Annotated in this window: 13 protein-coding genes; 1 reads left to right on the top strand and 12 read right to left on the bottom strand. The window is 44.8% G+C overall.

The genetic code is table 11. From position 1 onward, the window contains the following. Positions 1-26: 26 nt before the first annotated feature. From QUA38_RS11425 to rpsF, 7 genes are all read right to left on the bottom strand, one after another. Positions 27-425, bottom strand: a complete 399-nt coding sequence (locus QUA38_RS11425) for a serine aminopeptidase domain-containing protein (protein ID WP_333161817.1) — start codon at positions 423-425, stop codon at positions 27-29. A 30-nt stretch (positions 426-455) separates the two neighbouring features. Then, positions 456-878, bottom strand: coding sequence for a hypothetical protein (locus QUA38_RS11420; RefSeq protein ID WP_333161815.1), 423 nt, complete (start codon positions 876-878; stop codon positions 456-458). Positions 879-1202: 324 nt separating this feature from the next. Continuing rightward, positions 1203-2444 (bottom strand): bifunctional ornithine acetyltransferase/N-acetylglutamate synthase, encoded by a 1242-nt coding sequence (gene argJ, locus QUA38_RS11415; RefSeq protein ID WP_333161813.1) that lies wholly within the window; start codon positions 2442-2444, stop codon positions 1203-1205. Between the two features lie 330 nt (positions 2445-2774). Next, on the bottom strand, positions 2775-2915 hold the full coding sequence (locus QUA38_RS11410; protein ID WP_015176121.1) for a hypothetical protein: 141 nt from the start codon (positions 2913-2915) through the stop codon (positions 2775-2777). Between the two features lie 61 nt (positions 2916-2976). After that, positions 2977-3171, bottom strand: coding sequence for a hypothetical protein (locus tag QUA38_RS11405; protein WP_006631905.1), 195 nt, complete (start codon positions 3169-3171; stop codon positions 2977-2979). Positions 3172-3771: 600 nt separating this feature from the next. Then, a complete protein-coding gene (locus QUA38_RS11400) occupies positions 3772-5304 on the bottom strand; it encodes a right-handed parallel beta-helix repeat-containing protein (protein WP_333161811.1) in 1533 nt (510 codons plus the stop codon). Positions 5305-5738: 434 nt separating this feature from the next. Further along, entirely contained in the window at positions 5739-6074 is a 336-nt protein-coding gene (gene rpsF / locus QUA38_RS11395) for a 30S ribosomal protein S6 (protein ID WP_015176119.1), read from the bottom strand. Positions 6075-6089: 15 nt separating this feature from the next. Here rpsF and QUA38_RS11390 point away from each other — a divergent pair, with 15 nt between their 5' ends. Continuing rightward, a complete protein-coding gene (locus QUA38_RS11390) occupies positions 6090-7007 on the top strand; it encodes a carbohydrate ABC transporter permease (protein ID WP_333161809.1) in 918 nt (305 codons plus the stop codon). A gap of 65 nt (positions 7008-7072) precedes the next feature. Here the strand turns inward: QUA38_RS11390 and QUA38_RS11385 are convergent, their stop codons facing one another. The 5 genes from QUA38_RS11385 to QUA38_RS11365 form a co-directional block, all read right to left on the bottom strand. Beyond that, positions 7073-7285: a hypothetical protein gene (locus tag QUA38_RS11385; protein WP_333161807.1), complete on the bottom strand. Its 213-nt coding sequence runs from the start codon at positions 7283-7285 to the stop codon at positions 7073-7075. 94 nt (positions 7286-7379) lie between these two features. Continuing rightward, complete coding sequence (locus QUA38_RS11380) at positions 7380-9935, bottom strand: HDIG domain-containing metalloprotein (RefSeq protein WP_333161805.1); 2556 nt, start codon at positions 9933-9935, stop codon at positions 7380-7382. 419 nt (positions 9936-10354) lie between these two features. Further along, positions 10355-11503: an ADP-ribosylglycohydrolase family protein gene (locus QUA38_RS11375; protein WP_333161803.1), complete on the bottom strand. Its 1149-nt coding sequence runs from the start codon at positions 11501-11503 to the stop codon at positions 10355-10357. Between the two features lie 181 nt (positions 11504-11684). Further along, positions 11685-12125, bottom strand: a complete 441-nt coding sequence (aroQ, locus tag QUA38_RS11370) for a type II 3-dehydroquinate dehydratase (protein WP_138920973.1) — start codon at positions 12123-12125, stop codon at positions 11685-11687. A 105-nt stretch (positions 12126-12230) separates the two neighbouring features. After that, the gene (locus tag QUA38_RS11365; protein ID WP_006631912.1) at positions 12231-12368 is read right to left on the bottom strand and encodes a hypothetical protein; all 138 of its coding nucleotides are present in this window, start codon (positions 12366-12368) and stop codon (positions 12231-12233) included. Positions 12369-12461 lie beyond the last annotated feature (93 nt).

The raw sequence follows: 12461 nt of genomic DNA, 5'->3' as shown, positions 1-12461 counted from the left end.
AAACATGAACCCAAGAAGAAGTATTCTCATTTCGTTGCATTAACCTCCTGAATGTATTTTTTCATGCCATCCCTAAACTGAGGACTTTCAATCATGTCTGAGATATTATCATGCCCAAAACCGGGAATTAAAAGAAGTTGCTTGGGGGGAGGTGCTGCATCATAAAGCTTTTGACTCATACTAGCTGGATTTGACTTATCAGAAGTACCATGAACGATTAAAATAGGTATTTTTAGAGATGCAACCTTACTAAGGGAGTCAAATCTTTGATTTAATATCCATGCAATTGGGAAAATCCTATAACCTAAATGAAGTACCTCTTCCTGCATAGAGGTAAAAGAGCTGACAACAATCAGTCCCGCTATACTTGGCTCTTTAACTGCTAAATTAATCGCAACTGCTCCACCTAAGGAAACCCCAAACAAATAAATTTTTTGGTGTGCAATCTTTCTATTTTATGTTAAATATCTTAAAGAATTTTCTGCATCTTCATAAATGCTCAATTCAGAGGGAAAATCTCCCCCGCTTTGACCATAACCTCGGTAATCAAATATAAAGACAGAAAATCCTAGTTTGTTGAGCTGTGCAACATCTCGAATATAAATCGGATTGCTAATATTTGTTCCAGATCCATGAAAATATAGAATAGTTCCAACTTCTGTATCTCGTTTTAACGATGGAATAAACCACCCATGTAATTTGTCTTGTGAATTAGACCTACTGTTTGCCAAAAACCAAACTTTTTCATATTTGAGATTAAAATTTGAGGGTAATTCTAAAGTGTCATAGGTCGGTTTAAAAATCATTTGTCTCTGCCGAATCAGCAGAAACGCACAAGCAGCTATATACACTGTTAGCAAAATTGTTCCAATAAGCATTAGCAATTTTGGGAAAAGGTGATACATTAGACTTATTGGTAATAAGCTTAAAAACTATTGAAACTTATTCTGAATAATATTTTTAGCTATCTTTAGTTAAAATCCTAAAAAGCTTATCTTTGTAAGGGCTTCAGCGATTTTAAAATGAGGAGCAAAAAAGCTGAGGTTAAGTCGGTGAGTAAAGGTTTCAAATTTTTAAATTTCCCCCCACGGGGGGAAGTTTAGTTTAAATTGTGTGAAATTTGCCTTTAACCCGCTCTCGTCTGGTTTTGTTTGTGTAGGCGCGGTTTCTAACCGCCCGGACTTGTAACCTCGTGAACTTTTTTAAGTCGTATACTCCGCATTAATCTTCACGTAGTCGTAACTCAAATCGCATCCCCAAGCTTTCGCAAAACCGCTGCCATTCCCGACACTAACCTGAATTACAACCGTATCAGCCTTCAAATATTCCCCCTCCGCAGCCGCTTTCATATAATTACTTGCAGCCGCGCGATCGAACTCTTTAGGTTGCCCGTTTTCCATCATCAAAAAATCCCCCAATTGAATCCGCAAATTCTCTTGATCGAAAGCGACACCAGCGCGCCCAGCCGCCGCCGCAATTCTGCCCCAATTCGGATCGCGTCCGAAAATAGCAGCTTTCACCAAAGAAGAACCGACAATTGTTTTGGCAATTTTACTCGCAGAAACTTCATCCAGCGCGCCACTAACTTGCACTTCCACCAAACAAGTTGCACCTTCGCCGTCACGGGCGATCGCCTTTGCTAAATGCACGCAAACTTCTGTCAGCATCGCCTCTAATTTTTCAGCATCCGCCCCCATTTCTGTAATTGCGGGCGTGCGGGATTGGCCGTTTGCCAAAGCAATTAGCGAATCGTTGGTACTGGTATCGCCGTCAACAGTAATTTGATTGAAACTTCTGTTAGCCGCCCGACTCAGCATTTCTTGCCACAAATGCGACGACACTGCTGCATCGCAAGTTACAAATGCTAGCATTGTTGCCATATTCGGGTGAATCATTCCCGAACCTTTGCAAATGCCGCCGATGCGGACGGGTCGATCGCCAAACATGGTTTCCAGGGCGATCGTTTTCGGCACTAAATCAGTCGTACAAATAGCCTTAGCCGCCGCATCGGAACCAGTTTCCGATGCCTCAGCAACTAATCGGGGAATTCCCGCCCTCAGCGGCTCCATTTTTATCCGCTGTCCGATGACGCCAGTGGAGGCCAAAAGAATTGATTCTGGAGGAATATTCAGCGCTTCTCCCAACAATTTGGCACTTTCGAGGGCATCTGCCAAACCTTGTTCGCCAGTAGCAGCATTAGCTTGTCCCGCATTGCACAAAATTGCTTTGGCGCTGGGTTTAGCTTGCAAACGCTGGCGGCAGTAGTCCACGCAAGCGGCCCGGACAGTGGAGGTTGTGAATACTCCGGCGGCGATCGCGTCTACCTCTGACAAAATTAAACTTAAATCTGGCAAGCCTGAAGGCTTCAAGCCCGCTGTAATTCCCGATGCTCGATACCCTCTGGGTGCTGTAACTCCGCCGTCAATTTCTTTCCAGTCCGACATGATGACCTCCCTAGTAGCCTTCAATCTGCTGAAAGGGGATTATATCAAGTTTATCGGCACAAACCTCTTTTATTGTTTGTGATGTAGACTTTTGAGGCTATCCAACTCTCGTTTAGCTCACCCTTTGCTCAAACGGCTCTCTATCTATACAAGCAGTACGAGCGAGATATTACCAATTCCCAATTCCCAATTCCCCATAAAACTAATCGCGGCTTCCAATCTAGAGTTAGAACTCAAGAAGAAGTCGCGATGGTTTTGTAATTGACATTATTAATTTTTAGCTAGCAAACAACAAACTCGATTCAACTATCTCGCCGTCTAAAAAAGGAGTTATTTGCGATCAATACTCGCTGGAGAACCAGCATCTAAACCAACTTCAGCAGCCACACGGCTCAGCATGGATTCCTGACGGTTTTTAACGACGTGTTGATGGCGCATCATCAGGTTGCGGGCTTGTTCTTGAGTTGACATAACTGAGTTTCTCCAAATTATAGGTAATAACTTCGTAGACAATTGTCGAAATTGAGCTTGCCTAGCTCATAGTGGCGTTGCTGCGATCGTAACTGGCTTGAAAGCTGGGCTGCGGTTTGCCTTGAATGTGACCCCAGTAGTGCGTATCTTCCATGCCGACTTCGGTGGCGGTGCGGTTGAGCATGGATTGCTGCCGGTTCTTCACCAGTTGGTGGTGGCGCATCATCAGAGAGCGAGCTTGATTTTCGGTAGACATATGCGGTTCCTCGGTATTCTTGAGATTAATTGTGGGCTGGTTTTTTCTTCTCTTCTATCACTATAACAGACAATTCTGTATCTAAAGCTACCAAATTAAAATTGTCACAAAACTTTACAATGGGGCTATGGGGCGAGAATCTCGATCGAGGTTGCGGGGAGTGCGATCGGGCTTTGGCTGGTTGACTCAGGCCCAACCTCAAGCAACCGTTAGCAAAATTTGACAATATTTATCTTATAAGAGCCACATTTTAGCGGCTACCTAATTGCTAGCGGCTAAAATAACTTTATAGTTTGGTTCAGAGTTATAGATGCAGAATTTTACCTCTCAAGAAAGTCGAATTTGTCTTAGTTAACAGTAAATTTAATAAATAGCTCAGTAGGTAGGCGCTGTCAAACACAATTATGTCAAGGATTGTAAAGTATCCTTAGCCCTAAGCGTGGCTAAGTTAGCCCTGTTTACATATTGTTACATAGCTCGGTTTAATCCCGCTTACCTACTTAAATCATTATTATTGAGTTGTGTAATTAATTTTGTTTAGGTACTTAATACAACTATTAAAAATTAATTCTTACAGACACAACTTATTTTAATGAAGATTTATTGGGGTAAATCAGGAAATTGAGGTGGGAACTTACCCTGCCACCAAAAATGGGGTTTTTCTCCATTGGGAAAAGCTCCCATTCTCATCTGAGATGTTTGAGAATTAGCAGTTAATGGGGTTGGGTTACTGACCGGAGATTTTAAGTAAAAATTCCCTTCTTCAGGATTAATAAATTGAGGTTCTTCTCTCATCGCAGCAGTTCCATTCGTTCCATAGATATTCGCATAGTTATCAGGAAGCCATCCAGCATAAATCGAACGGGTGGTGCTATTTTCTCCAAAGATTAAGTTCTGGCTAATCTCAATATCTTTTTGACGCAAAATCTTTTCGATGTCAGAGTTAGCCTCCAAATAGCGATCGCTATAACCGATTTGAAATCCCCTATTCTTGCTAAAAATATTATTCTTGATTTCAACATTTTGAAGATTATCAGAAAATAAATATAACCCTCCAGTAATCCAAAAAAAGCTTTCTCCTGGGTTCGGTTTACCATAACCATTATGATGAACCGTATTATTATAAATTTTAATATTATGCCGTAACCCATCATTTCCCCATCGGGCAAAAAGAATTCCGGTTCCCCAGTTATCATAAATTAAGTTATGGTGAAATCGAATATTTTTTGCTTCTGCTCCTCCTTCTACTGCTAAAGCAAATCCTGCCCCATTACAATCATGAACCACATTATTAAAGACCTCAACATCTTCTAAGACTCCAAACCAACTATCAACATATAATCCTTGTCGTGCCATGTGGTGAATATAGTTATGATGGACGGTTCCATATTTACTCTTTTCTTTAACATCAATCCCTTCTTTTTTGCCATCCTTAACTAAGTTATAAGCAACTTCAAAATTTTCAACCCCACCGATTGAAATTGCTTCATGGGGAGCTTCTGGAAAATCATTTAAAAAGTCAGCCATCTTCAGGTCGTTTGCATTAATAACCGTATTTCCCATTATTTTATAGTGATCGCCCCACCAAACACCAATACCTGGGGAAAACGTATTTTCTGTTTTATTATTATAAAGGTTAATAAAATGGCTGTTTCTAACTGTAATTCCAGAATTATGAGAATTGATAACTTCTAAATTTTCTACTTTAATATAACTAACATTTTGCAACAAAAATGCACCTTGATCATGAGGATAATGGGATTTATTACCAGAGGGAGGCTCTACTTTAACTGCATCCGCATTAATAATAACCCGTTCTTCAGGATAGGCTCGATAAGTAATCCAAGCCTTTTCTGTCCCAGAACTTTTAGCTTGAATTTGTTCGGTGAGGCTATAAGTTCCCGCCCTAATGTAAACTGTTTCACCCGCTTTTAATACCGACGCTGCGTGGTTAATTGTTGACCAAGGATGCTCAAGTGAACCGTTATTTGTATCACTACCATTTGGTGAAACATAAAAAACATGAGGATGGATTTGTGCTAAAGCTCGCGAGATCCAGCAGTCGCCACTAATCACCAAGAGAAATCCTGCTAATACTAACGTGATGAACCTATGAACGGTTTTTCTAATCATGAATTTTTTTTAGATAGCATTTAATCCTCACTGTTTAAATATTAAAGCACTTTCGTAATTTTCTCAATCTAGTAAGTAGGTAGGCGCTGTCAAACATAATTATGTTAATGATTGTAAAGTATCCAAATGCCCTAAGCGTGGCTAAGTTAGCCCTGTTTACATATTGTTATATAGCTCGCTTTAATCCCGCTTGCCTACTTATAATTTCAATTAACTTCCAGTCCCGCCCTTAAGAAACGATGCTGTACCCACAATTACAGAGCTCCCCCTAGCCACTTTTTTAGGAGGATGCCAGGGGGAGCGAAAAGCTCTGACGTTAGTTTTTCAAGTTGTGTGTACAGCGTAGCCCTTAAGAAATGCGTGCCGGGGAATAAGCGGCCCTAATCCTCAGACAGTAGACTGGTACTACATAAGACGTTAAGTTGACACGAATGCTACTCGGCGACTTCAGCTTCCGCTTCCGCTTCAGGTGCATCTGGCACATCTTGCTTGATCGTCAAATAGCGAATCACTTCTTCGCTCAGACGCATCGCGCGCTCCAGGGTAAAAATTGCAGCGCCCGGAGCTGTATAGTTCATTTGAACGTATACTCCGTCCCGGTGCTTGCCGATTTCGTAAGCCAAACGGCGCTTGCCACGGTGCTGAGTTTCGATGTTTTCAGCACCTTGATCGCGCAAAATAGTTTGATATTTAGCGATCGCCTGGTCTGTCATTTCTTCACCCAAATCAGGGCGCAGAATGTACATAGTTTCGTAAATAAACGGTTTCATGGCAATAATCCCCTTATGGACAACAAGGCTTCTCACGAAGCAAGGACTTATTATCATATCCCAACAATGAACAATCTCAAAACTAAAAAACCAAATTCCCCAAACAACACTCCCTCGCGGTGGAGTACCCTGTGGACGTACAGCATCATGAGCGCGATCGCACTTTTAATGCTGTTTCCCTTGCTGTGGCTGCTCAGTACCTCACTCAAATCCCCCAACGAAAACATCTTTCAATTTCCCCCGCAACTGTGGCCACAACAGCCAACCCTCGAAAACTTCATCAAAGTTTGGCAAACCAACCCTTTCGGCCGCTACCTGTTCAACAGCACCCTAATTGCCGGCCTCACAGTTAGCATCAACGTCCTCTTTTGCGCCCTCGCCGCTTACCCCTTAGCCCGACTCAAATTTCGCGGCCGCGAAGCCATCTTAATCACGATCGTTTCCACAATCATGATTCCTTTCCAAATAGTCATGATTCCCCTATACATATTGACAGTACAACTCGGACTAAAAAATAGTTATTTAGGTGTAATTTTTCCCGGACTAGCCTCAGCCTTCGGCATATTTTTATTACGACAAGCATTCCTAGCAGTTCCCAAAGAACTAGAAGAAGCCGCCCGCATCGACGGCTGCAGCGAATTAGGCATTTGGTGGCACGTCATGATTCCGGCAATTAAGCCAGCTTTAGTCACTCTAGGAATTTTCGTATTTATCGGTTCTTGGAGCGACTTTCTGTGGCCACTGCTAGTTTTAGACAGGCCGGAATATTACACTTTACCTTTAGGGGTAGCCAATTTAGCCGGGACATTTTCTTTAGATTGGCGTTTAGTTGCGGCGGGTTCTATTATTTCTATTGTTCCAGTTTTAGGACTGTTTTTGCTCTTGCAAAAATACATTGTGCCAACAGAAACTGCTGCTGGAGTCAAGGGATAGAATCAAGATCAACAATCGGCATTTATCCGCGTTCATCTGCGGTTAAAAATTAAAATCTTTAAAACTCACAACTCACACAATTTATTTGTGATGTAGGAACGACCCCAAATCCGCTGGATTGTTGACGGCGCTGCGGTTGTAGATACTATCATCGCTTTTGCAAATGCGATCGATGCCCCAGACTGGCAAAAATTGCGATCGCACCTAGCCGGCGAAAGAGATATCGACTCTTCGGAATTTTGAGGAATCAAACAAACTGTGGTAATTGTCAGCCACAATCCTGAAGTGCATGGCGTTTTACCGGGCCAATCGCAATGAAATCTGATTCACAACTGAAATGCGAACTGATTTTTTCTAACTAAAAATTTCCTCCTACCTGGGAGTGAAAACTGCACTGGGGTAAGCAATGCGCTTGTGATTGAACTGTTCCCAAACCCGCACAAAAATCTCGGCAATTAGAGACATATCCTCCCGCGTTAAATCCGAATCAATCAACTGATTATCCTGCCAGCGAGCCCTCAAAATCCGATTAACCATATTCAAAGCCTCTTCATGAGTAGCATCCTTGAGCGATCGCAAAGCAGCCTCGCAAGAATCCGCCAGCATCAGAATCCCCGTTTCCCGCGACTGCGGAATCGGCCCGTCGTAGCGAAAATCCTCCTCCCTCACTTCCCGACTGGCGATGATTAACTTTGAATTACCCGCATCTGGCAAAGCCCTCTTTAAATCTTCTATTTCTTTTGCAGCAATTTGCTGCGCTTGGTGGTAGAAATAAGCAATTAACATTGTACCTTGGTGTTCGGGAATAAACGCCTGAATCGCCTTCGGCAATCGATGCTTCCGCGCCATCACCAAGCCCTCGGTAACGTGCTTTTTAATAATCTCCGCGCTCGCCCAAGGGTCATTTATTTCATCGTGTTTGTTGGTCCCGCCCATTTGATTTTCACAAAATCCGAGGGGGTCGTGCATTTTTCCAATATCGTGGTACAATGTGCCAGTTCTGACCAACTCAACATTGCAGCCGAGCTCCCGGGCAGCAGCCTCCGCCAAACTCGCCACAAACAGCGTGTGCTGAAAAGTGCCCGGAGCCTCGGCAGCCAACTTCTTCAACAGCGGGCGGTTGGGATTGGCAAGTTCCGCCAGTCGGATCGGCGTAATCAAGTCAAAAACGTGTTCCAAATAAGGGCTGATACCGATCGCCACAACGCTCCAAGCCAAACCTGCTAAACTTTGCGCGCCCACCGTACCGAGCACGACGTACCAAATCGCACCGGCAGCCGCGCTGGCAATCAAAGTCCCCACCAGATAAACCGTGCCCTGAGTCAAGCCTACAGCCAAGCCCAAAAGAGCCAATTCCTCGCGCGATCGCAGCCGCCCTGCCATAAAAGCGCCCAGCAATCCCCCCGCCCCGCTAGCCACCAAATGAATCAACTCCACATTTAAGCCAATAGGCAGCAGCGCCGACAACAGCCCCACCACAGTCACTCCCACTGCCGAACCGTAGAAGCCGCCCGCTAAAATCCCGATCGCCGGCAAACTCGTCCAAGGCAGCCCCAAACTCACCAGCACCGGCGCGCTCAAAGTCAGCAGCAGCAAGAGCAAATGATCTCTCCGGCGCAACCGGTAGTGCCTTTCCACCAGCAGTACGATCGCAATTGCCCCGGCGACTAAACAAACAAAACCCGTCAGCCCCAGCCAATTCACCCCCCGCCGGCTTAAACCAAAATAGTCCAGCAACACGAAATCTTGCTGCGAGATCTCTTGTCCTTGGGCAACAATTATCTCGCCCTGATCTACTGCAATCATCACCGGTTTAACCTTTTGCGCTGCTAATTCAGCTAGCTGTTTGGTTTCCTCGCGATCTCTCACCAGATTTGGCTGCAAAATCACTGTTAAACCCTCCACCGCCAAACCTTGGGACTCTAACGGCACTTCATCAGTCACTTGCAGCTTCACAGCTTCTTTCAAAATCTCTTTTGGCAACCCCTGCGGGATACCTTGAGCCACCATCCTTTTTGCCGCCCGACTCATACCGGTTTGGGTTTTCTGCCAAGCTGCATCCGACAAATCAAACAGCGAAGTATCGTAAATCTGTGGGAACCCCAAAACCGACGGTTTTCCCAGCGCCTCCACAGCATTGAGATAGCGCCGGCGAGCAGAGGAAATACTTTCTGTCAGACTTTGAAAGTCTGCTGCCCGGACCGATCGGCTGTAAGCTTGCAGTTGAGCGATAGCATCTTGCTGAGACTTGTTATCTGTTGCCACAGCAATTGCGCCGGAATCCAAACTCAATCGCTCGGAAGTTGCACTTTTGTCACCCGCTTGCGCCACAATAGCTCGCCACTCCCACTCGGGACAGCCCCGCAAGTAAATCTGAGCAGCATTTGAGATCACCGAGGGACTCGCAAACGGAAACGGGCCTACCGCCTCCCGCAGCTCGCTTCCCTGCTGCAAAAATTGTTGCAATTCTCGATAAATTTGTTGATCGACTGCAGAATCCAGCATTAATATCGCTACAGCCCCGATCCGCGCTGCTTTCCGGTGTTCTTCAGTAGTTTTGTAATCGGGGATACTAGCAGTAGCAGGAGCCTTAATCGTCTGAGGAGCTTTCGTCCCCACATCCAGTTTCGGCTGGTTGTAGAAGCGATGGCCCAGAGTGCTACTTAGAGAAACTACCGCGACCAGCGCCAACATAGGGGAACGAGCTTGATTTTTGAGGCTTGATTTGGAGGTTTTACTTGTAAATCTAGTAGTAAAAGTCTCGGGAAGAAGCCATTTCTGGCGCGACAAACGGCTCAGGAGAGGCTCGCCAGCGCGATCGGTATCTGCTTTGCTACAGCCATTTTGCACTTTAGCAATGTGTTGGCGCAGTGAGCGCGCAGCCCCTAGCTGCTCAATCTGCCGCATCAATGAGGAGATCGTATTCATTTGTGTCGAAGATATATCACTGTTATCCAGCAGCTTTGTCAGAATCTCTGACTATGCATCTTGATTGATTTTATCCGAACTACCCTGGCTGAAGAGTTCAAACCTTCAGGCTGCTTTGCGTGACTATCGCCAGCATTTGGCTTTCCTGACGGTGACCAACAACGCAAGCAGGTTCTTTGCTTCCCTTGTCTATTTTGAACAGAACTCGCGCGCGATCGCTAAAAAACTTGTTTCTCCGTAGATTCTTCGTTTCCCAACCCCATATTCTCGTTTAAACCTGGCTTGTTGGGGTAGGCGCGTCCGATTTAATTTTTCACTTTTTAATTTTTAATGGTCGCTCTCCTTCCACTTTCGCTTTTGACTTGTTAATGACTAATTGCTAATTTCTGGTTTCCCCTTAGCGTTAAAAGCTCCAAACTTTATATTTTACGAGGTCTAATGACATAAGGTGCAGCCACCGATCGGGCTAGCGCTGCGGAATCCAGTCCGGCATCGGGTCTGTAAACTCCGGCCCAAACGGCAAACAGGTTATTTGCTAACTCTAAAATTTTTGCATCGCTGCCAGTTCCCCAAAGCGAAGTTTCTCGGCCGTCGGCTAGCTGCTGGGATTTAACCTCAGCCAGAGATACCTGCCGCCATTCTACAGGAATCCCAGCAACGCCGTTATAGGATCCAGACAAAGCTCCCGTCAAAGCGCAGGTTATTTGTCCAGCTATGCCACAGCGGGCAGCACGCACCACTGACAAGCGCAAGTCTTCTGGGGTGCTCAAAAAGCAGTAGAAAGCTAAGGCAATAGGAATCAAATTTCCTGGGTTGACAATGGACTCGGTTTGTAATTTTTTTTCACCTTCGCCCTGTCTTTCTCGCAAAGCTGTGGCGCTTTTGCACAGATGAGTGGCTGCTGTTTCTAAATCGGCTCCTTTTTCTAGTAGTATTTGCACTTGCAGCAGCAGCTCTGTTAAGGCGTTATCTGTTTTCAGGTAAGCAAGTGTTTGCTCGATCGCTGTCGCGGGGTCAAGTCTTTCTTTAAGAGATCGGGCTATCGTATATGCTACTGCTAAAATTGCTGTTTCCCATTCTGGCTGGTTTTCGTGGTGCCAAACCTCTATCGCCAGCATGATTTTTGCTCGCAGCTTGGCTTTATTTTCGTGAAAAAACATCGCCGATGGCAGCGCAGCAACGGCAGCTTCACCAGGGTTAAACAGGGTTTGAAACTCACTGTTGGGGGGATGGTAGATTTCCGACTTGGCAAATGCTTCCCAAGTATCGCGCCAATCTTTTAAATCTAAACCCCTACACCGAATTAAACTTTGAGCACACGCTACCGCAAGTCTCCCGGATTCGGATGAGTCTTTGCCACTTGGGATTTTACTGTTGACAGAATTCAACGCCAATGTTGCCCCACTTACGGTCAATTGTTGGTGTTTCGTCAGTTGTAAAATCGGCTGCAAGTCTTCTGTTTGGGGGGGAATACCCACGAGTTGCCTCTGGTATTGCAGGCCTATAGAGTCTCCTAAAACTGCCCCTAGGATGGTTCCTTGAAACTTGCTCAACAGAGAATGCCGCATTTTAATTTAACTCAAGTTGTTAGTAATTGGTAATTGGTAATTGGTAATTAGTAATTTAGAATTCTTTCTGGTTTCCTTCTTTGCCTAACTCTTGTGATTAATTTGAATTCAACCCAAACGTATAAGGGCTGGTTTTCCATCTAAAACCTGCCCTCATCCGATCGCTACAATCGGTAAATTTTTAATTTTTAATCAGGTAACTAACTAGAGCTTGCAGCCCCAGCCGATAACTTTCTGAGCCAAAACCGCTGATTTGCCCGATCGCCACCGCTGCGATAAACGAGTGGTGCCGAAAAGCTTCCCGCCGGTAAATATTGCTCAAATGAACTTCTACCGCAGGGATATTCACCGCGGCGATCGCGTCTCTAATTGCCACACTCGTATGAGTATAAGCTCCAGCATTAATCAATAAGCCTTGGTGCTGCCCTAACATCGAGTGAATTGCATCCACCAAGACCCCTTCATGATTCGACTGCTGAATTGAGACTTGAACCTGGAGGGCTTGCGCTTCTCGTTCTAGCAACTTATTGATATCATTTAAAGTCGCAGAACCATAAACTCCAGGTTCTCGCTGACCCAATAGATTCAGATTAGGGCCGTGAAGTACCAGGATATTTAACAATTTTAAAATTTCCAGCGCAACAAAAACTATGAGAGTTTTGACATGGAATTTAGAACCAGTCTGCCGCCTCAAACCTCAAACCTCAAACTTCTAATTCAGTCCGGACTACCTGCGATTCCTGGGTTGGTTGACAGGAATACGAATCGGTTCGAGTTCCGGTTCAGGTTCGGGACTCAGCAGTCCTTCTATCAGCTTGCGAACCCATTCTTTAATTTGTTCCAGCACCTTTTCAATGTCTTCCATTGAACGGATAGCTCCTTTTTTTATAGTCTAGATTGCTAAACCGACGGCTAAATATCTGAAAATAAGCAAGCACGACTTTGAAACCAAAGGTCA

Source organism: Microcoleus sp. Pol12B4, from assembly GCF_036701385.1.
Lineage (GTDB): Bacteria > Cyanobacteriota > Cyanobacteriia > Cyanobacteriales > Microcoleaceae > Microcoleus.
The sequence above is the reverse complement of the archived record's forward strand: the minus strand, read 5'-3'. Positions and strand labels throughout refer to the sequence as shown.